Source organism: Crossiella sp. CA-258035, from assembly GCF_030064675.1.
In the GTDB taxonomy this organism is placed as follows: domain Bacteria; phylum Actinomycetota; class Actinomycetes; order Mycobacteriales; family Pseudonocardiaceae; genus Crossiella.
Genome location: NZ_CP116413.1, coordinates 7,192,044 through 7,211,607 on the forward strand (window position 1 = coordinate 7,192,044; position 19,564 = coordinate 7,211,607).

The 19,564-nt window shown below is 72.1% G+C and carries 21 protein-coding genes; 14 read left to right on the top strand and 7 right to left on the bottom strand.

Features of this window, described 5'->3' with window-relative positions:
* Window position 1: 1 nt before the first annotated feature.
* A complete protein-coding gene (hisC, locus tag N8J89_RS32265) occupies window positions 2-1,054 on the bottom strand; it encodes a histidinol-phosphate transaminase (protein ID WP_283660765.1) in 1,053 nt (350 codons plus the stop codon).
* 189 nt (window positions 1,055-1,243) lie between these two features.
* On the opposite strand from hisC, the gene N8J89_RS32270 reads away from it, so the two are divergent.
* From N8J89_RS32270 to N8J89_RS32280, 3 genes are read left to right on the top strand one after another with little or no spacing between them, the layout of a single operon-like run.
* On the top strand, window positions 1,244-2,440 hold the full coding sequence (locus N8J89_RS32270; RefSeq protein WP_283660766.1) for an ABC transporter substrate-binding protein: 1,197 nt from the start codon (window positions 1,244-1,246) through the stop codon (window positions 2,438-2,440).
* Complete coding sequence (locus tag N8J89_RS32275; RefSeq protein ID WP_283660767.1) at window positions 2,440-3,549, top strand: FecCD family ABC transporter permease; 1,110 nt, start codon at window positions 2,440-2,442, stop codon at window positions 3,547-3,549. The genes N8J89_RS32270 and N8J89_RS32275 overlap by 1 nt, the downstream gene beginning before the upstream one ends.
* On the top strand, window positions 3,549-4,592 hold the full coding sequence (locus tag N8J89_RS32280) for an ABC transporter ATP-binding protein (protein WP_283660768.1): 1,044 nt from the start codon (window positions 3,549-3,551) through the stop codon (window positions 4,590-4,592). Before N8J89_RS32275 ends, N8J89_RS32280 begins: the two co-directional genes overlap by 1 nt.
* On the opposite strand, the gene N8J89_RS32285 is transcribed toward N8J89_RS32280, so the two are convergent.
* From N8J89_RS32285 to N8J89_RS32295, 3 genes are all read right to left on the bottom strand, one after another.
* Window positions 4,552-5,529 (bottom strand): L-tyrosine/L-tryptophan isonitrile synthase family protein, encoded by a 978-nt coding sequence (locus tag N8J89_RS32285; protein ID WP_283660769.1) that lies wholly within the window; start codon window positions 5,527-5,529, stop codon window positions 4,552-4,554. The two genes, N8J89_RS32280 and N8J89_RS32285, sit on opposite strands and share 41 nt — an antisense overlap.
* A gap of 118 nt (window positions 5,530-5,647) precedes the next feature.
* Window positions 5,648-6,925 (bottom strand): cytochrome P450 family protein, encoded by a 1,278-nt coding sequence (locus tag N8J89_RS32290; protein ID WP_283660770.1) that lies wholly within the window; start codon window positions 6,923-6,925, stop codon window positions 5,648-5,650.
* 493 nt (window positions 6,926-7,418) lie between these two features.
* Window positions 7,419-7,979 (bottom strand): sigma-70 family RNA polymerase sigma factor, encoded by a 561-nt coding sequence (locus tag N8J89_RS32295; RefSeq protein WP_252485418.1) that lies wholly within the window; start codon window positions 7,977-7,979, stop codon window positions 7,419-7,421.
* A 70-nt stretch (window positions 7,980-8,049) separates the two neighbouring features.
* Between N8J89_RS32295 and N8J89_RS32300 the strand changes: the two genes are divergently transcribed.
* Both N8J89_RS32300 and N8J89_RS32305 read left to right on the top strand, forming a co-directional pair.
* Window positions 8,050-8,790 carry a zf-HC2 domain-containing protein gene (locus N8J89_RS32300; protein WP_283660771.1) on the top strand — a complete coding sequence of 247 codons (741 nt, stop codon included), beginning with the start codon at window positions 8,050-8,052 and terminating at the stop codon, window positions 8,788-8,790.
* 54 nt (window positions 8,791-8,844) lie between these two features.
* The gene (locus N8J89_RS32305; protein WP_283666297.1) at window positions 8,845-10,149 is read left to right on the top strand and encodes an MFS transporter; all 1,305 of its coding nucleotides are present in this window, start codon (window positions 8,845-8,847) and stop codon (window positions 10,147-10,149) included.
* Here the strand turns inward: N8J89_RS32305 and N8J89_RS32310 are convergent.
* A complete protein-coding gene (locus N8J89_RS32310) occupies window positions 10,136-10,756 on the bottom strand; it encodes a TetR/AcrR family transcriptional regulator (protein ID WP_283660772.1) in 621 nt (206 codons plus the stop codon). The genes N8J89_RS32305 and N8J89_RS32310 overlap by 14 nt on opposite strands.
* Window positions 10,757-10,854: 98 nt before the next feature.
* Between N8J89_RS32310 and N8J89_RS32315 the strand changes: the two genes are divergently transcribed.
* Window positions 10,855-11,658, top strand: a complete 804-nt coding sequence (locus N8J89_RS32315; RefSeq protein ID WP_283660773.1) for a siderophore-interacting protein — start codon at window positions 10,855-10,857, stop codon at window positions 11,656-11,658.
* A 43-nt stretch (window positions 11,659-11,701) separates the two neighbouring features.
* The gene (locus N8J89_RS32320; protein WP_283660774.1) at window positions 11,702-12,001 is read left to right on the top strand and encodes a DUF2218 domain-containing protein; all 300 of its coding nucleotides are present in this window, start codon (window positions 11,702-11,704) and stop codon (window positions 11,999-12,001) included.
* Here the strand turns inward: N8J89_RS32320 and tesB are convergent.
* Together tesB and pyk are read right to left on the bottom strand one after the other, a co-directional pair.
* Entirely contained in the window at window positions 11,998-12,957 is a 960-nt protein-coding gene (tesB, locus tag N8J89_RS32325) for an acyl-CoA thioesterase II (protein ID WP_283660775.1), read from the bottom strand. The two genes, N8J89_RS32320 and tesB, sit on opposite strands and share 4 nt — an antisense overlap.
* A 42-nt stretch (window positions 12,958-12,999) precedes the next feature.
* A complete protein-coding gene (pyk, locus tag N8J89_RS32330; RefSeq protein ID WP_283660776.1) occupies window positions 13,000-14,430 on the bottom strand; it encodes a pyruvate kinase in 1,431 nt (476 codons plus the stop codon).
* Between the two features lie 168 nt (window positions 14,431-14,598).
* On the opposite strand from pyk, the gene N8J89_RS32335 reads away from it, so the two are divergent.
* The 7 genes from N8J89_RS32335 to N8J89_RS32365 all read left to right on the top strand — a co-directional run bounded on the left by N8J89_RS32335 (window position 14,599) and on the right by N8J89_RS32365 (window position 19,557).
* Window positions 14,599-14,904 (top strand): VanZ family protein, encoded by a 306-nt coding sequence (locus N8J89_RS32335; RefSeq protein ID WP_283660777.1) that lies wholly within the window; start codon window positions 14,599-14,601, stop codon window positions 14,902-14,904.
* 63 nt (window positions 14,905-14,967) lie between these two features.
* Complete coding sequence (locus N8J89_RS32340) at window positions 14,968-15,270, top strand: urease subunit gamma (protein ID WP_252485427.1); 303 nt, start codon at window positions 14,968-14,970, stop codon at window positions 15,268-15,270.
* Window positions 15,267-15,566, top strand: coding sequence for an urease subunit beta (locus tag N8J89_RS32345; RefSeq protein WP_283660778.1), 300 nt, complete (start codon window positions 15,267-15,269; stop codon window positions 15,564-15,566). The genes N8J89_RS32340 and N8J89_RS32345 overlap by 4 nt, the downstream gene beginning before the upstream one ends.
* Before the next feature lie 5 nt (window positions 15,567-15,571).
* Complete coding sequence (locus N8J89_RS32350) at window positions 15,572-17,284, top strand: urease subunit alpha (RefSeq protein ID WP_502868511.1); 1,713 nt, start codon at window positions 15,572-15,574, stop codon at window positions 17,282-17,284.
* Window positions 17,284-18,111 carry an urease accessory protein UreF gene (locus tag N8J89_RS32355; RefSeq protein ID WP_283660780.1) on the top strand — a complete coding sequence of 276 codons (828 nt, stop codon included), beginning with the start codon at window positions 17,284-17,286 and terminating at the stop codon, window positions 18,109-18,111. Before N8J89_RS32350 ends, N8J89_RS32355 begins: the two co-directional genes overlap by 1 nt.
* Before the next feature lie 10 nt (window positions 18,112-18,121).
* Window positions 18,122-18,811 carry an urease accessory protein UreG gene (gene ureG / locus N8J89_RS32360; protein ID WP_283660781.1) on the top strand — a complete coding sequence of 230 codons (690 nt, stop codon included), beginning with the start codon at window positions 18,122-18,124 and terminating at the stop codon, window positions 18,809-18,811.
* On the top strand, window positions 18,811-19,557 hold the full coding sequence (locus tag N8J89_RS32365) for an urease accessory protein UreD (RefSeq protein ID WP_283660782.1): 747 nt from the start codon (window positions 18,811-18,813) through the stop codon (window positions 19,555-19,557). The genes ureG and N8J89_RS32365 overlap by 1 nt, the downstream gene beginning before the upstream one ends.
* Window positions 19,558-19,564: the final 7 nt, after the last annotated feature.

Sequence of the window (19,564 nt, forward strand, 5' to 3'; positions counted from 1 at the left end):
CTCAGCCCGGGAAGCTGCGGGCCGCGGCGAGCATCGCCTCGTTCTCCTCCGGGGTGCCGATGGTGACCCGCACGCCGTCGCCGGCGAAGCAGCGCAGCACCACCTTCTGCTCCACGCAGTGCTCGTTGAACGCGGTCGCGCGCTCGGCCAGCGGCAGCCAGACGAAGTTGGCCTGGGACTCCGGCACGTCGAAACCGATCTTGATCAGCTCGTCCCTGACCCGGTCCCGCTCCGCCGCGATCAGCCGGCACCGCTCCATCAGCTCGTCCTGGACATCCAGCGAGGCGAGCGCGGCCGCGTGCGCGAACCGGTTGACCGAGAACGGGATCGCCACCTTGCGCACCCCGCCGGCGATCTCCGGCGAGGCCACGCAGAAGCCCACCCTGGACCCGGCCAGCCCGTAGGCCTTGGAGAAGGTGCGCAGCACGGCCACGTTCTGCCTGCCGCGGGCCAGCTCCAGGCCGTCCGGCACGTCGGGGTCGGTGACGAACTCGCGGTAGGCCTCGTCCAGCACCACCAGCACGTCCTCGGGCACCCGGTCCAGGAAGTCGACCAGCTCGTCCCGGCGCAGCGCGGTGCCGGTCGGGTTCAGCGGGTTGCTGACGAAGATCAGCCGGGTGCGCTCGTTGATCGCCTCCAGGGTGGCGGCCAGGTCGTGCCGGTAGCCGGGGGCCAGCGGCACGGTGTGCCGGGTCGCGCCGACCACCTGGGTGACGATCGGGTATGCCTCGAAGGAGCGCCAGGCGAAGAGCACCTCGTCCTGTGCCGTGCACAGCGCCTGCACCAGCTGCTGGCACAGCGCCACCGAGCCGCAGCCGATCGCGACCTGCGCGGTGTCCACCCCGAAGGACTCGGCCACCCGGGTGATCAGGTCCTCGCTGCCCATCGCCGGATAGCGGTGCACCGAGGCGGCCGCCTCGCTGACCGCGGCCACGATCGCGGCTGGCGGCGGGTAGGACACCTCGTTGCTGGCCAGGTTGATCGCCCCGGCGATCTTCCGGCCGGGAACGTAGTCGGGCATCGCGGCAAGGTCGGCTCTGACTCGCACGGGCATGCCCGCATCCTTACACCGCTGACCTGGCCGGAGGAATAGCGCATGTGACGCCCGGACCGGTGACGGCTGCGTTCCGCGTCACAGTGCGTCGACATGCGGACACTTCCCGGTGAACTCGGCGGGAACTGAATCCGGTCGCGGCCCGACTATCACCATCGAGAGCCGATCACGCACGTTCAGGAGTCACCGATGACCCGCACCACCCTCGCGCTGGCCGCCGGCCTGCTGCTGTTGAGCGCCTGCGCGGGCGCACCGGCGGCCGAGAGCGGGGACGCCGGGTGCGCGCGCAACCACGAACCGGGCCGGGACTACTTCCCGGACAAGGTCAGCGCGCAGGTCTCCAAGCAGTGGCAGGTGGGGTACCGGCAGAACTACAAGCTGCTCAAGGTCAACGCCGGGCCCAAGACCAGCCTGGAGCAGACCGACACCGCGCCGCGCTCCTACGTGCTCTACCAGTGCGGCACCCCCGCGCCCGAGCTGACCGGCGAGCTGGCCGGGGCCACCGCGATCCGGGTGCCGGTGCGCAAGGCCATCGACAACCCGGCCACCCTGCTCGGCGCGTTCGAGGTGCTCGCCCCCGAGGTGCTGGCCGGGTACGGCGAGTTCCCCGGCGCGGAGACCGCGGACAAGCACCTGCCGCAGGTCAGCAAGCGGATCACGGACAAGACCGCGGTCGGCGTCGGGCACGGCGACAAGCTGGACACCGAACGGGTGCTCAACCTGGGCCCGCAGGTGATGTTCGCCGCCAGCGGGGACAAGGCGCGCTTCGACAAGCTCGGCCAGGGCGGGGTGGGCGTGGTCTTCTACGACCCGTTCAACGAGACCCCGCTGGGCAGCGCGGAAGCGGTGAAGTTCCTGTCCCTGTTCACCAACGGCGAGGCCAAGGCCACCGCGCACTACACCGCGGTCGAGTTCCGCTACCGCGAGCTGACCGCGAAAGCCGCCGCGGCACCGGCGAAACCGGCCGTGCTGGTCGGCATCAACGGGCACGGCCGGGACTTCCTGGCCCCGCAGAACGACTACCTGGAACCGACCCTGGTCCGCGACGCCGGCGGCCGCACCGTGTTCGACCTGCCCGGCAAGGCCCTGCAGCGGCTGCCGATGGAGATCATGATCGAGCGCGGCGCGAGCGCGGAGTTCTGGTTCCGGCCGGACTTCGTCGGCAAGGGCGCCACCGTGAAGAAGATCCTCGAAGGCGAGCCACGGCTGAGCCGGATCACCGCGCTGACCAGTGGAAAGGGCATCGACCGGGCCGACCCGAGGGTGTACGCGGCCGCCGGCCTGGTCAACCCGGACAAGCTGCTGGCCGACCTGGTCAGCGTGCTGCACCCGGACCTGCTGCCCGGTCACCAGCTGAGCTTCCTGCGCCGGATCGAGGCCGGCTGATGACCCAGGCGACGCTGCCGGGCACCGACACCCCACCCACGGCACCGCACCGGCCAGCCCGCATTCCCGTTCGGGCTGGGTGGCGAGTGGCGCTGCTGGGCGGTCTCGGCGGCGTCGCCCTCCTGCTCGCCGTGCTCGCGGTCAGCCTCGGCTCGGTGCGCATCCCGGTGTCCGACGTGGTGCGCGCGATCCTCGGCCAGCCAACGGAAAGCCCGTCCTGGGCGTTCATCGTCACCGAGATCCGCATCCCGCGCGCGATCACCGCGCTGCTGGCCGGGGCCGCGCTCGGGGTGGCCGGGCTGAAGATGCAGACCCTGTTCCGCAACCCCCTCGCGGACCCGCACCTGCTGGGCGTCAACGCCGGGGCCAGCTTCGGTGTCAGCCTGGTGCTGCTCGGCGGCGGCAGCGCGCTCACCGGCGGCGTCGCACTGTCCACAGTGGAGGGAATCGGCACGGTGGCCGCGGCCGCACTGGGCGCGGCCGCGGTGATGGCGGTGATGCTGCTGGTCGCCGCGCTGATCCGGAGCACGGTGATCGTGATCGTGATCGGCGTGATGGTGAACGCCTTCGTGCTGGCCATGGTCGACATGCTGGTCTACTACGCCCAGCCCGAGGCGGTGAAGACCTTCACCGACTGGAGCGCGGGCAGCTTCCAGAGCGTCACCTGGCAGGCGCTGCCGGTGCTGGCCGGGATGGTGCTGGCCGGACTGGCACTCGCGGTGCTCTCGGTCAAGCGGCTCAACCTGTTCCTGCTCGGCGAGAGCTACGCCGCCTCGCTCGGGGTCTCCGTGCGGGCCTTCCGCTGGACGCTGATGGCCGGGGCCGCACTGCTGGCCGGGGCGGTCACCGCGCACGCCGGGCCGATCGCCTTCCTCGGCATCGCCGCCCCGCACCTGGCCCGCGGCCTGCTGCGCACCGCCGACCACCGCTACCTGATCCCCGGCGCGGCCGTGCTCGGCGCCACCATCGCGGTGGCCGCGAGCATCCTCACCCAGCTGCCCGGCAGCGAGGCGGTGCTGCCGCTGAACACCACCCTCGCACTGCTGGGCGCGCCGGTGGTCACCTGGGTGCTGGTGCGCCTGGGCCGTGGTCGAGGGCTGGAGGTGTGATGGGCGCGGAAGTGTTGCGCGCCAACGACCTCGCCGTCGGCTACCGGGCCAGGCGGCGGAGCCGGACCGTGCTCTCCGGGGTCGACCTCGGCCTGCGCGCGGGCGAGCTGGTCTGCCTGCTCGGGGTCAACGGCACCGGCAAGTCCACCCTGATGCGCACCCTGGCCGGGATGCAGCCGCCACTGGCCGGATCGGTCGAGCTGACCGGGGTTCCGCTCACCGCACTGTCCAGAGTGGAGCGTGCGCGGCGGCTGGCCGTGGTGCTCACCACCCGGGTCCAGGTCGGCAACCTGCGCGGGATCGACCTGGTCGAGCTGGGCCGCGCGCCCTACACCGGCTGGTCCGGCAAGCTCAGCGCCGAGGACGAAACCGTGGTGCGGGAAGCACTTCGGCTCACCGGCGCGGAGTCGCTGGCCGAGCGGCTGCTGGACGAGCTCAGCGACGGCGAGCGGCAGCGGCTGATGGTCGCCCGGGCGCTCGCCCAACAGCCCGCCGTGCTGCTGCTGGACGAGCCCACCGCGTTCCTGGACGCGCCGAGGCGGGCCGAGCTGACCGCGATGCTGCGCGGCCTCGGCCGGGCCACCGACCTGGCGGTCCTGCTCTCCACCCACGACGTGGAACTGGCCCTGCGCAACGCCGACGTCATCTGGCTGGTGCTGCCCGGCGGCGGGGTGGTCGCGGGCGCGCCGGAGGACCTGGTCCTGGACGGTGTCCTGGAACGGGCCTTCGGCGGCCGCGACCACACCTTCGACCCGCTGGCCGGCGGTTTCCAGGTGCGCGCCGAGGTGCACGGCACGGCGCGGATCACCGGCGCGGGTGCGGAGCTGGCCGAGGTGTGGACCCGGCGGGCGCTACAACGCTGTGGCTACCGCATCGACGACTCGGCCGGGGTGGTGGACGTCGAGGTGGGCTGCCACCGCACCGCGGACGGCCACCGGTGGAAGGTGGCGACCGACGCCGGGAACAGCGAGCACGACCGCCTGGCCGGCGTGGCCGGGGAGATCAGGCGGACACCGCGACGTAGTGCGACGGACGGCCGTTGAGCCACACCGGCTCGCCGATCTTGGCCGCGTCGATCCGCTTCATCAGGGTGTAGTTGCGCTCCCCTCGGTGCTGCACGGCCACCGAGTGCCACGGGGTCAGCCAGCAGTCCGGCGAGCCGAGCAGCATGATGCCGAACTTGGGCCCGCCCACCGGCTGCGGGTGGATGGACAGCCGGACCTGCTTGGCGTGGTACTTGGCGATCAGGTCGCCCCAGGCCCGGCTGCGCTGGATCACCCCGTAGGCGCGCTGACGGCACTCCCGCTGCAACGCCGACTTGGTGCCCTCGAAGTCACCGGCGTCCTCCACCAGGAACCGGGTGATCCCCCGGTACAGCCGCAACGCCTTGCCACCGGCGCGGACCTCCTCGCGCAGCGACTCCTCCGGTTCGGCGAACTCCTCGGTCAGGATCCGCCGCTTCTCCTCGAAGCTGGCCTGTCCGTAGACGTTCTCCAGGCTGAAGGTGTCGATCGAGTCGAAGCCGCCCCAGGTGATCATCTGGCGCAGCGTCTCGGCGTACTCGTCGATGTGGTGGTCCGGCACCTTGATCAGGTCGCCGAAGACGTGCCCGTCGGAGCAGATCAGCATCCGCGCGCCGGGCGGGTAGACCTCGCGGACCCGCTCGGTCAGCCCGTGCAGGAACCGCAGCGAGAGCAGCTCGCCCAGGTCCGGCAGGTGGCCGAACACCTTGTCGTTGTTGGGCGACTTGCACGGGAACGCGGGCAGGGTGAACACGATCGGCTCCCCCGCGCTGACGAACTCGCGCAACTGGCAGAGCTGGTCGGCGAAGGCGGTGCGGACCTCGCCGTCGGCATAGGTGTCGTCGGCCTCCGCGCGCCGGTACGGCAACAGGATCCGCAGGATCGACTCGCAGGTCTCCGCCACGGCTAAGGCGTGGTCGGAGCCTGCCGCGGAGAGGGTTGTTGTGGTGGGACTCATGGCGTGCCTCCAGTGCAGCGTGCAGCGCCCATCGCGCCGGGTGCGCGCCCGGCGGGGACGGGAATGTGGTTCTCGGACGGGACAACCGGGGGTCACGGCCCCGGCGGGTTCACTCAGTTCAGGCGAGTGCGGGCTGGGCCCGCGCGTGCTCGAAGGTCACCGGCAGCCGGGCCACCCCTCGGCCCAGCACCGCCTGGATCCATTCCAGGTCCGCCGCGGGCACCGCGAGGCGCAGCCCCGGCAGGCGGCGGACCAGCGCGGAGATCGCGGTCTGGCCCTGGATCCTGGCCAGTGCCGCGCCGGGACAGAAGTGGATGCCGTGCCCGAAGGCCAGGTGCGGGTTGGGCGAGCGGGTGAAGTCCAGCCGGTCCGGGTCGGCGAAGCGCCGCCCGTCCCGGTTGGCCGCGCCCAGGGAGACGATCACCGACTCGCCCGCCGGGATCGGCACCCCGTGCAGCTCGCTGTCCTCGCGGAAGAAGCGCCAGGTGGTGATCTCGAACGAGCCGTCGTAGCGGAACAGCTCCTCCACCGCGCCCGGCAGCAGCTCCGGGCGCCGGGCCAGCTCCGCGAACTCCGCGGGGTGGTCCAGCAGGGCCACCGTCATGGTGGTGATCTGGTTGGTCACCGGCTCCTGCCCGGCGGCGAACAACTGGAAGATCATCGAGCTGAGCTCGTGGTCGGCCAGGTCACCGGCCTCGTTGGCCCGCACCAGCGCGGAGAGCAGGTCGTCGGCCGGGTGTTTCCGCTTGTGCGCCACCAGTTCGGCGATGTAGTCCTGGCACCCCTCCAGTAGTGCCAGGTACGCCGGCCTGCCGGGCTCGTTCGGTCCCACCGGGGCGACCACCTTGCGCCACTCCGGGCGGAACCGGGCCCGGAAGTCCGCGTCGATGCCCAGCACCTCGCTCAGCGCCAGGAACGGGAACTCCGCGGCGAAGTGCTCGACCAGGTCCGCGCTGCCGCCCCTGCGCACCTGCGCCACCACGTCGTCCAGCAGCGACTCGGCGATCTCCTCGACCTTCGCCCGCAGTGCGGCCATCCGGCGCGGGGAGAAGGAGTCGGTGACGTGCCTGCGCATCCTGGTGTGCGCGGGCGGGTCCTGGTGCAGCAGGTGCGCCTGCAACCGGCCGTGGTACGGCTCCGGCATGCTGGCCGAGAGCCTGCGCCACTGCTCGCCACCGTGCCGGTGGTCCTTGGACAGGCGCGGGTCGGCCAGTGCGGACACGGCCGCGTCGTAGCCGGTCACCAGCCAGCCCACCACACCGCTGGGGAAGGCGACCCGGTGCACCGGGCCCTGCTCGCGCAGCCGCGCGTAGACCGGGTACGGGTCGCGTTTGAAGTCCCTCGTGTGCAGGAAGACCGGTTCCCTGGGGCGCGGCGAGTGATCTGAAAACGGCACAGCTCCTCCTCATGTCCTTAACCAGGGTCGGTGGCGACCCCGGGCGAGTTCCGCGGCTCTGTTGTGCCGGTACTCACGGTCCGGCCTGCGCCATTCGGCGGCAGGTGCCCTTGGAGGAGGAGGGCACATACCGCGTAGTGGTCGAACGGAGCAGGCGTGGCTCTTTGGTAGCACGAAAACTTTGCCCGGGAATCCGTTACTGGAACCTAGCAGCGGCCAGAACTGCCGGGTGCCTGCTTCAAAATCTCGTATCGCTGCTTGAAAACTTGCCCCTCGTTGGTTTGACGGCTCAACAAACCAGGCCAGGAGCAGCCTTTTGGATAGGTACTTTCGGGCATCCGGGCTGTTCAGGGGAACGCGTCAGCCACAACCCGTCAAAGGGCCTGGATCGGCAGATGTCAAACAGGTCTCAGCTTGAACGGGTCACGGAATTACCCGGCCAGCAGGAAGAACCGGACAAACCCCAGACTCACGCCCGGCTTCGGCCAGCCCGTCACTCGCTGGCGGCGGAGCGGCGCGGGCCCTCGCCCAGCGCCTGCACCAGCTCCTGGCGGGCCCTGGCCACCCTCGACCGGATGGTGCCCACCGGGCAGCCGCACACCTCGGCCGCCTCGGCGTAGCCAAGGCCGATGACCTGCGTCAGCACGAACGCGGCCCGCTGGTCCTCGCCCAGCTCACGCACGGCCAGCTGCAAAGCCACCGCCTCGTCCACCCCCGGCGTGACCGGGGTGGCGCGCTCGGCGCTGTCCTGCCAGTCGACCCCGCCGGAGATCCGCGGCCGGGCCATCGCCGAGCGGATCTGGTCCACCGCGACCCGGCGGGCGATGGAGAGCAGCCAGGTGCGGGCGTGGCTGCGGCCGGCGAAGCGGTGCACGCTGCGCAGCGCCCTGACAAAGGTCTCCTGGGTCAGGTCCTCGGCCTCCTCGCGGCCGGCCAGGTGCACCAGGAACCGCCAGACCTCGCGCTGGGTGGCCCGGATGAAGGATGCGGCCGCGACCTGGTCGCCCCGGCCGGCGGCCAGCGCCCACTCGGTGATCTGGGTGTCATCGGCCATGGCCGGAACTCTAACCACGATCAGGGGAACGGAGGGAACTGGACGAGGGTTCAGTCCGACCTTGAAAGACGTGGACTGCACGAAGTACCAGGAGCTGCTCTCCGCGCGGCTGGACGGCGAGGAGCCGCCGCCGACGGCGCGGCTGGACGCGCACCTGGACACCTGTGAGGACTGTTCTGCCTGGTACGAGCGGGCGGCGCGGATCACCAGGCTGGCCAGGACCGGGGTGGCCGAGGCCGGACCGGACCTGGTCGCCGCCGTGCTCGCCGAGGCCGCGCCGCGGCGCAGGGTGAGCCTGGTCGCGGTGCTGCGCTGGGCGCTGGGCCTGCTCGGCATCACCCAGGTCACGCTGGCCATGTCGGTCTTCCTCAGCCCCGGCGGCGGCGACCACCACGGCGCGGGACTGCTGGCCGCGGGCGCCACCCACCTCTCGCACGAGAGCGCGGCCTGGAACCTGGCGCTCGGGGTGGCCTTCGGCTGGGCGGCGCTGCGCACCCGGCAGGTGGCCGGGCTGGTCCCGGTGCTGGCCACGTTCGTGGTGGTGCTGTTCGGGGTGAGCCTGCTGGACCTGCTGCGCGGCGGGGTGGCGCCGACCAGGGTGGCCGCGCACCTGGTGGCGCTGGCCGGGCTGGTGCTGATCGTGCTGCTGGCCCGCTTCGGCGACTCCCGGCACCGGCCCGCGCCCGCGGACCTGGTCGAGGACGAGGACTACGACATTCCGCCTGGTTTGTTTCCGGTTACTGATATTCCCCAGCTGAAACGGGGACGGCCCGGCACCGCGAGCGCGGCAGACCGCAGGCACGTGGCCTGATTGATGTCGGAAATTCGCCAGCGCAATCAATGGTCGTTGGTGTTCGCCGCCGGAATGGTCGCGTTCACCTCGCTGTTGACGATGAACAGTGTGAACATCGCGTTACCGACGATGCAACACGAATTTGGCGTGCCGCCCAGCGCGGCGCAATGGATCGTGCTCGCCTATCAGCTGCCGTTGATCGCGCTGGTGCTGCCCAGCGGCCGCTGGCTGGACCTGGTCGGCCCCCGGCCCGCGCTGGCGCTGGCGGTCGGCGGGTTCGCGCTGACCAGCGTGGCCGCCGCGGCCGCCGGTGAGTTCGCGGTGCTGGTGCCGGTGCGCGTCTTGCAGGGCTGCTTCGGCGCGCTGATGCTCGCGCTGACCCCGGCGCTGGCCAGCCGCGCGGTCCGGCCGGAGGCCAGGGCGCGGGCGATGAGCGTGCTGGCCACGCTGGGCCCGCTGGGCGCGCTGACCGGTCCGGCGCTCGGCGGCCTGCTGCTGGAGTCCTCCGGCTGGCCCGCGGTGTTCCTGCTGAACGTGCCCATTTGCTTGTTGGTGCTGGGAATCGGCCTGCGCGCCATCCCGGCCGGGCGCCCGCTGTGCTGGCCGGACCGGAGCTGGCTGACCGAGGCCGCGCTGGTCGCGGGCGCGGTGAGCGCGGTGCTGCTCGGGGTGAGCTTCGCGGCCACCGACGGCCTGCCCTGGCTCGGCCTGCTGCTGCTCGCGGTGCCGCTGTTCCTGTTGTGGCGCAGGCGGTCCACCAGTGCCGAGGTGCTGGAGCTGGTGCGCCGCCCCGGCATGGCCGGTCCGCACCTGACCTTGCTGGGCATCGGCCTGGCCTTCGCCGCGATGAACCTGGTCCTGCCCTTCTACCTGCAACGGGTGCTGCACGTCGACGCCGCCACCACCGGGCTGACCGTGCTGGCCTTCCCGGTGGGCATGGTGCTGGCCGGACCGCTGGGCGGACTGCTCGGCGACCGCTGGGGCGCCCGCCGCACCGGCCTGCTCGGCGTGGCCGTGGTGGCCGCCGGACTGCTGCTGGTGCTGCCGCTTTCCGAGTCCTGGCAACCGGTCGACCTGGCCTGGCGGCTGTTCGCGGCCGGGCTGGGCATGGGCCTCTACGGCGGTCCGGTGCAGTCCCTGGCGATGGGGGCCGCGCCGCGCAGCCGGATCGCGACCACCGCGGCGACCATCCAGCTGGCCCGCAGCATCGGGTTCGCGCTCGGTCCGGCGCTGGCCACCACGCTGTGGGCGGCCAGCGGCTACGCGCTCGCCGGCATGCGGCTGGGCCTGGGTCTCGCGGTGCTGGCGGCCGCGGCGACGCTGCCCGCACTGGCGTTGTCCCGGCCGAAGGTCGCGATGGTGGCTAGCCCGCGGTGAGGTAGCGGGTGAGCATGGCCACCAGCTCGCGCTCCAGGCGGTCCAGGTCGATCGGGCTGGGCGCGCCGATCTGCTGGTGCACCACCAGTTCCACCGTGGAGACCACCAGCCTGGCCGCGGTCCCGGTGTCGGCGACCGTGACCTCGGGGTGCCGGTCGAGCAGGTCGCGGGCGAAGGCGACCAGGTCCCGCTCCTGCCGCTCGATCTTGGCCAGCAGCTCCGGCGAGCGGGGCGCCTGCTCGAACATCACCCTGAGCAACTGCGGGTCCTCGCGGTGGTTCTCGATCGCGGTGCGCACGAACAGCCGGAGGATCTCCTCGATCGACTCCGGCAGCTCGGCCTGCTTGCTCAGCCGGGTGGCGGTGATCCCGGCGTCCAGGTGCCTGCTCACCAGCTCCAGCAGGATCGCGTCCTTGTTCGGGTAGTACTGGTACAGCGAGCCGATGGAGATCCGGGCGCGCTCGGCGATCCGGTTCGTGGTGCCCGCGGCGTAGCCGTGTTCGGCGAAAACCTGAGCAGCCGCGGTGAGGATCCGCTGCCGGGTCATTTCGGCCCTGGCCTGGCGGGGCTGTTTGCGCGGGTGGAGACGGCGCCGCTCCGACGTCATGGCACCTCCTGGTCGACGGGGCGAAAGCGAGTAGACCACGAACTGAGTTATTGCTCATAATAGCGCCCTGAACTGCGAATACCCCGATTGGTGCGGTGATGTTGCCCAAAGTCCAGAAGCCGGACACCCGCAAGATGATCACCCTGGAGGTGCTGGGCCGGACCACGCTGAGCCCGCACTTCGTCTCCGTCACCCTCGGCGGCCCCGAGCTGGCCCACCTGGAGCCGTCCGGGTTCGACCAGGGTGTGCGCCTGTTCTTCCCGCGCGAAGGGCAGCCCGGCCTGCGGATGCCCACGCTGTCCAGCGAGGCCTGGCTGGCCGAGTTCATGCTGCTGCCCAAGACCCGCAGGCCGTGGGTGCGCAACCTGACCATCCGCCGCTTCCGGCCCGAGCGCGACGAGATCGACATCGAGTTCGCGGTGCACGGCGACTCGCCGATGTCGCGATGGGTGCGGCGGGTCCGGCCCGGCGACCCGGCCGGGATCTTCGACATCGGCCGCACCTACCTGCCCGCCGCGCACGCGCGGTGGCAGCTCCTGGTCGCCGACGAGAGCGCGCTGCCCGCCACCCTGTCGATCCTGGAACAGGCCCCGGAAACCCTGACCGCGCAAGTGTTCCTGGAGGTGCCCGAGGCCGCGGACATCCGCGCGGACCTCGCCGCGCCGCCCGGCGTTCGAGTGCACTGGCTGGCGCGCACGGACCCGCACCAGCGGCCGGGTGTGCTCGCGCTGGACACCGTCCGGGCGGCCGAGCTGCCGCCGGGCCCCTGCTACGCCTGGGTCGCCGGGGAGTCGAAGCTGGCCACCGGGCTGCGCCGGCACCTGGTCAACGACCGCGGCCTGGCCAAGCCGGACATCGGCTTCGTCGGGTACTGGCGGCACGGCCGGTCCAGCCCCGGCTGAACAACTAAGGTGAACCTAACAAGTCTTTAGCTATGCTCAGGACATGACAACTCCACTGCTCAGCGCCGAGGCCGCGGTCAGCACCGACCGCCCCTCTCGCTACCTCACCCAGCTGTGCAAGCACTTCGCGCACAAGATCGAGGCCGCCGAGTTCTCCGAGGAACGCGGCGACCTCACCTTCGGCGCGGGCAAAGCCGAGCTGACCGCCGAGACCGGGGTCCTGCGCCTGCGCGTGCACGCCGACTCCGAGGAGAACCTGGAGCGGATGCAGCACGTGGTGGGCAGCCACCTGGTGCGCTTCGGCCAGCGCGACGAGCTCGCGGTGGACTGGTCCCGGATCTAGAGCGGCGACTCGGTCGCCAGCCGCATGAGGCCCTCCTGCACGACCGTGGCGACGAGCTGGCCGTCGGCCGAGAAGAACCGGCCGGTGGCGAGCCCGCGCCCGCCCGAGGCGCTCGGCGAGACGCAGTCGTAGAGCAGCCACTCGTCGGCGCGGAACGGCCGGTGGAACCACATCGCGTGGTCCAGGCTGGCGCCGATCACGCCGTCGGAGCCCCAGTTCAGGCCGTGCCTGGCCAGCACCCCGTCGAGCAGGGTCATGTCCGAGCAGTAGGCCAGCAGGCACACGTGCAGCAGGTCGTCGTCGGGCAGCTTGCCGTCGGCGCGCATCCACACCTGGTTGTTGGCCTGCTCGCGCGGGCCGGAGTCCTTGGACACCCACGGCGGGTCGGTCACGTAGCGGACGTCGATCGGCCTGGGCATGGTCGCCCACGCCTTGAGCTGCTCGCGGTAGGGCGCGGTGCGCTCGGCATAGGTCGGCAGGGTCTCCGGCGCGGCCACCTTCGGCATCTCGGTGGCGTGCTCCAGACCCTCCTCGACCACCTGGAAGGAGGCGGACAGCGAGAAGATCGCCTTGCCGTGCTGCACGGCCACCACGCGGCGGGTGGTGAAGGAGCGGCCGTCCCGGATCCGGTCCACCTCGTAGACGATCGGCACCCTGGGGTCGCCGCCGCGGATGAAGTAGGCGTGCAACGAGTGCACCTTGCGCTCCGAGGGCACCGTGCGGCCCGCGGCGACCAGCGCCTGACCGGCGACCTGGCCACCGAACACCCTGGTCGGCGAGATCGAGGGACTGACCCCGCGGAAGATGTTCTCCTCGATCTTCTCCAGGTCGAGCAGCGCGACCAGGCGGTCGAGGATCGGCTGGCCGTGCGGCACTCCGTCCAGGGCCAGGGGCGCGGGCTGCGCTCCCTGGGCCCCGGTCGGATCGGCGGCTGCGGCGCGGGCTGCCTCAGTCACGTCTAGACACTCCCCATCGGGCGCTAGGCCCAGGTGAGTGACTCAGGCATGGTCCTCTTCACCCAGGCGGTGTACGCGGATGAGGTTAGTCGAGCCCACGGTCCCGGGCGGGGAACCTGCGACGATGACCACAAGGTCACCCTCCTGGTACCGGCCGATGGACAGCATCGCCTGGTCGCACTGGCGGACCATGGCGTCGGTGGAGTCCACCTCGGGCACCAGGAAGGTCTCCACGCCCCAGCTCAGCGACAGCTGGCTGCGCACCTCGGCCTCCGGGGTGAAGGCCAGCAGCGGCAGCGTGGTGTGCAGGCGGGACAGCCGCCGCACCGTGTCACCGGACTGGGTGAAGGCGACCAGGGCCTTGGCGTTGAGGCGCTCGCCGATGTCGCGGGCGGCGTAGGAGATCACGCCGCGCTTGGTCCTGGGCACGTGCGTCAGCGGCGGAACCGTGTCCGTGGTGGTCTCGGTCTCCACGTACCGGACGATCCGCGCCATGGTCTGCACGGTCTCGATCGGGTAGCGGCCGACGCTGGTCTCGCCGGAGAGCATGACCGCGTCCGCGCCGTCGAGCACCGCGTTGGCCACGTCGGAGGCCTCCGCCCTGGTGGGGCGGGAGTTCTGGATCATCGAGTCGAGCATCTGGGTGGCCACGATGACCGGCTTGGCGTTCTCGCGCGCGATCTGCACCGCCCGCTTCTGCACCACCGGCACGTGCTCCAGCGGCAACTCCACGCCCAGGTCGCCGCGGGCCACCATGATGCCGTCGAAGGCCAGCACGACGGCTTCGAGGTTGTCGACCGCCTCCGGCTTCTCCAGCTTGGCGATCACCGGCAGTCGGCCGTTGCCGACCCGGTCCATCACCTGGTGCACCAGGTCGATGTCGGCGGGCGAGCGCACGAAGGACAGGGCGATGAAGTCCACGCGCAGGCTGAGCGCGAACTCCAGGTCCTCGATGTCCTTCTCGCTCAGCGCGGGCACGGAGACGTCCATGCCGGGCAGGGAGATGCCCTTGTTGTCACTGACCGTGCCGCCCTCGGTCACGTCGCAGACCACGTCCTGGCCCTCGACGCCGACCACGATCAGCCCGACCTTGCCGTCGTCGACCAGCATGCGGTCGCCCGGCTTGGCGTCCTCGGCCAGCCCCTTGTAGGTGGTGGAGACGCGGTCGTGGGTGCCCGCGATGTCCTCGACCGTGATGCGCACCCGGTCACCGGTGCGCCATTCGACCGGCCCGTTGGCGAAACGCCCGAGCCTGATCTTGGGTCCCTGCAGGTCGGCCATGATGCCGACCGCCTTGCCGGCCTCGTCACTGGCCTGGCGCACGATGTCGTAGATCTGCTTGTGGTCGGCATGGGTGCCGTGACTGAAGTTCAGCCGGGCGACGTCCATGCCAGCGGCAACCAGGTCGCGCACCTTCTCAGGGGTCCCCGTAGCGGGCCCCATCGTACAGACGATCTTCGCTCGTCGGCTCACGGTCTAGGAGCTTAGCTCGCGGCTGCATCGATCACGGTACCGATACGGGAACTTGTCCCCCTTGTTCCGGCAAGATGAAGAACTGTGCGTCAAGCGAACGTTCGGGTGTTCCCTTTTGTCGCCGCCTCGCTACTGAGCGTTGTGGTTCTGTTCACTCCCGCGTCAGGTGTGCCATCGGCGCCGCCGGGCACGGACAAGGTGATCCACTTCAGCCTGTTCGCGCTACTGGCGGTGACCGGGCTGCTCGCCAGGTTCCCACCGCGGCCGCTGGTCTTCGGACTCATCGGCTGGGCCGGGCTCTCCGAGTGGCTCCAGGCGGTGCTGCCGATCGGCCGGACCGGCGGTGTGCCGGACGCGGTCGCCGACCTGCTCGGGGTCGCGGTGGCCGTGACGCTGTGGTTCTGGGTGCGGCGGCTGCGGAGTTCCCGGCGCCGTTCGGGTTCAGCCGATCGAGGGAATGTTTCGGGCGAGTGAACTCCGCGCCGGGCGGCACCGGGTTCGTTGGCCGGGAGCCGATCACCGCCTAGGTTCTGAAGGATGCGTCTGTCGCCCCGCGAGCAGGAGAAGCTGCTCGTCCACGTGGCCGCCGACCTGGCGGCCCGGCGCCGCGCCAGAGGGCTGCGGCTCAACCACCCCGAGGCGGTCGCCCTGCTCAGCTCGCACGTCCTGGAGGGCGCGCGGGACGGCCGCACGGTCGCCGAGCTGATGGAGTCCGGCCGTTCCGTGCTGACCAGGGCGGACGTGCTGGAGGGGGTGCCGGAGATGCTGCACTCGGTGCAGGTCGAGGCGACCTTCCCGGACGGCACCAAGCTGGTCACCATCCACGAGCCGATCCCGTGATCCCCGGCGAGGTCTTCCCGGCACCGGGCCGGATCGAGCTGAACGAGGGCGCGCCCCGGCTGCGGCTGCGGGTGGCCAACACCGGCGACCGGCCGGCCCAGGTCGGCTCGCACTACCACTTCGCCGAGGTCAACTCCGCGCTGGAGTTCGACCGGGCCGCCGCGCAGGGTCACCGGCTGGACATCCCGGCGGGCACCTCGGTGCGGTTCGAGCCGGGCGTGGTGCGCGAGGTGGACCTGGTGCCGCTGGCCGGTCGGCGCGTGGTGCCCGGCCTGAGCCTGAGGAGGCCGGAGTGAGCTCGATGGACCGGGCCGGGTACGCGGCCAGGTACGGCCCGACCGTGGGCGACCGGGTGCGGCTGGCCGACACCAACCTGCTGATCGAGGTGACCGAGGACCGCTGCGGCGGACCGGGCCGGGCGGGTGAGGAGGTGGTCTTCGGCGGCGGCAAGGTGATCCGCGAGTCGATGGGCCAGTCCGCGGCCACCCGCGCCGAGGGCGCGCCGGACCTGGTGATCACCGGCGCGGTGGTGCTGGACCACTGGGGCGTCATCAAGGCCGACGTCGGGGTGCGGGACGGGCGGATCGTCGCGCTGGGCAAGGCGGGCAACCCGGACACCATGGACGGGGTGCACCCGCAGCTGGTGATCGGTCCGTCGACAGAAGTGCTGGCGGGCAACGGAATGATCCTGACCGCGGGCGCGGTGGACGCGCACGTGCACCTGATCTGCCCGCAGCAGCTGCCCGAGGCGCTGGCCGCGGGAGTCACCACCATCGTCGGCGGCGGCACCGGCCCGGCCGACGGGACCAGGGCCACCACGGTCACCCCCGGGGCCTGGCACCTGGAACGGATGCTGGTCGCGCTGGACGGCTATCCGGTCAACGTGGCCTTGCTGGGCAAGGGGAACACGGTCCGGGCGGAGGCGCTGTGGGAGCAGCTGCGCGCCGGGGCCAGCGGGTTCAAGCTGCACGAGGACTGGGGCACCACGCCCGCGGCCATCGACGCCTGCCTGCGGGTGTGTGAGGAGTCCGGGGTGCAGGTGGCCATCCACACCGACACGCTGAACGAGGCCGGGTTCCTGGAGTCCACTGTGGACGCCATCGCCGGTCGTTCCATCCACGCCTACCACACCGAGGGCGCCGGCGGCGGGCACGCGCCGGATGTGATCAAGATGGCCGGGGAGTCCTTCGTGCTGCCCTCCTCGACCAACCCGACCCGGCCGTTCACGGTGAACACCCTGGACGAGCACCTGGACATGCTGATGGTCTGCCACCACCTGGACCCGACGCTGCCGGAGGACCTGGCCTTCGCCGAGTCCCGGATGCGCCCGAGCACCATGGCCGCCGAGGACGTGCTGCACGACCTGGGCGCGATCTCCATCATCAGCTCGGACTCCCAGGCGATGGGCCGGATCGGCGAGACCGTCGTGCGCACCTGGCAGACCGCGCACGTGAACAAGGCCCGCCGCGGCGCGCTGCCCGGCGACGGCGGCGCGGACAACCTGCGCGCCCAGCGCTACGTGGCCAAGTACACGATCTGCCCGGCCGTGGCGCACGGCCTGGACCGGGAGGTGGGCTCGGTGGAACCGGGCAAGCTGGCCGACCTGGTGCTGTGGGAGCCCGCGTTCTTCGGCGTCCGCCCGCACGTGGTGGTCAAGGGCGGCCTGATCGCCTGGGCCGCGATGGGCGACCCCGGCGCGTCCATCCCCACCCCGCAACCGGTGTTCGTCCGACCGATGTGGGGCGCGGAACCCGTTGCCGCGGCCCATTCCTCCCTCCACTTCGTCGCCCCCGCGGCGCTGGAAGCCGGTCTGGCCGACCGCCTGGACGTGCGCCGCAAACTGGTGCCGGTGGCCGGCACCCGCTCGCTGGGCAAGGCGGACCTGCCGAACAACACCGCGCTGCCCCGGATCGAGGTGGACCCGGACACCTTCACCGTGCGCATCGACGGGGACGTGGTGGAACCCGAACCGGCCGACTCGCTGCCCATGGCGCAGCGGTACTTCCTGTTCTGATGGTCGCGGCCGGACTACTGCTGCTCGCCGACGCCCGGCTACCGGCGGGCGGCCACGTACACTCGGGCAGCCTGGAGGCGGCGGTGCGGGCCGGGGTGGTGACGGATGTGCCGTCGCTGCACGGGTTCCTGCGCGGACGACTGGTCTCGGCCGGGCTGGTGGCGGCGGCGTTCGCGGCGGCGGCGACCCGGCTGGCGGAGTCCCTGGACGGCGGGGACGCGGCGTGCTGGGCGGAGCTGGACGCGGAACTGGACGCGCGGACGCCGGCGGCGGGGCAGCGGCTGGCTTCGCGGCAGCAGGGGCGCGGGTTGCTGCGCACGCTGCCGGGGCGGGCGGTGCGGCGCGGGGCGGAAAGCGTTGCGGGGGCGGCTGATGCGGCGGCGCGGGGCGCGGCGGGACTCGGCGCGGCAGGGCTCGGCGGGGCGGATCTCAGCGCGGCGGATCTCGGCGCCGCGGGAGTCAGCGATGCGGAGGTCGATGCCGGGGCGGTGCTGGCCGCGTTGCGTGCCGGGTGCCCGGCCGGGGCGCACCACAGCCTCGCTTTCGGCGCGGGCGCGGCGATCCTAGGCGGCAGCGCCGAGGACGCGGCGGTGGCCATCGCGCTGGCCTCGGTCACCGGACCGGCCTCGGCCGCGGTCCGGCTGCTCGCCCTCGACCCGTTCGCCGTGCAGTCCACGCTGACCAGTCTCGCGTCCACAGTGGACAGTGTGGCGGCCACCGCGGCCACTCCCCTGCCCTGGGCCGAGCTGCCGGACGAGGGCGCGCCCGCGCTGGACCTGCTCGCCGACACCCACGCCACGCTGTCCGACACGCTTTTCGTGTCCTGAAAGGAGATCCATGGGCGCCTACCACGGTGACGGCCCGCACGACGACGGTCCGGACCCGCACGCGCACCTGCACCGGCTCGGCGCGAGCCCGCGGATCGGCATCGGCGGACCGGTCGGCTCCGGCAAGACCGCGCTGGTCGCCGCGCTGTGCCGGACGCTGCGCGCGGAGCTGCGGCTCGGCGTGGTGACCAACGACATCTACACCACCGAGGACGCAGAGTTCTTGCGCCGCAACGCGATCCTGCCGGATGACCGGATCAGCGCGGTCAAGACCGGCTGTTGCCCGCACACCGCGATCCGGGACGACATCACCGCGAACCTGGACGCCATCGAGGACCTGGAGGCCCGGCACGGCGCCTTCGACCTGGTGCTGGTGGAAAGCGGCGGGGACAACCTGACCGCCACCTTCAGCAAGGGCCTGGTGGACCGGCAGATCTTCGTGGTGGACGTGGCCGGTGGCGACAAGGTGCCGAGCAAGGGCGGCCCCGGGGTCACCCTGGCCGACCTGCTGGTGGTCAACAAGACCGACCTGGCCCCGCTGGTGGGCGCGGACCTCGGCGTGATGGCCAGGGACGCGGCCGCGGTCCGGGGCGAGCTGCCGGTGCTGTTCAACTCCCTCGCCGAGGACCCGACGGCGGCCGGCGTCGCGACCTGGGTGCGCGAGGTGCTGGCCGAGCTGGCCCCCGCGCACCAGCACTGATGCGCGCCGAGGCGGCGCTCACCATCCGGCGCGCCCCGGACGGCCGGTCCACGGTGGCCACCGCGCGGTCCCGGCCGCCACTGACCCTGCGCCGCACCAGGTCCAGCGGACCGGGCGTGGAGGTGTGCCTGGTCGGCACGGCGGCCGGTCCGCTGGGCGGTGACGAGCTGGGCCTGACCGTGGCGGTGGAGGCCGGGGCGAGCCTGCGGCTGCGCTCGACCAGCGCGCAGCTGGTGCTGCCGGACCGCGCGCACCGGCCGGCGAACCTGCGGGTGCGCGCGTCGGTGGGTGCTGGCGCGGTGCTCGACGTCGAGTTGGAGCCGACCGTGCTCGCCGAGGGCTGCCTGCTGGCGGCGACCACCGAGGTGGATCTGGCCCCGGACGCGGTGCTCCGCTGGCGGGAGGTCACCGTGCTGGGCCGCCACGCGGAGCAGGCCGGACGGGCGGTGCAGCGGTGGCGGGTGCGCCGGGACGGCAGGCCGGTGCTGCGCACCACGACCTCGCTGCTGGACCCGGCCAGCTACCGGTCACCCGCGCTGGCCGGCCGGGCCCGGGTGCTGGCCACCGTGCTGGTGGCCGCGCCGGGACTCACCGCGCCGCAACGGGTCCTGGGCCCCGGCGCGGTCTGGGGCGCGGTGCACGTGCTGCCGGAGGCGGCGCTGGTCAGCGTGCTCGCCGCGGACACGGTGGCGGCGCAGGCGGCGCTGGCCGAGCTCACCGAGGGCTGGCTGGACCAGGCCGCCTGACCGGTTC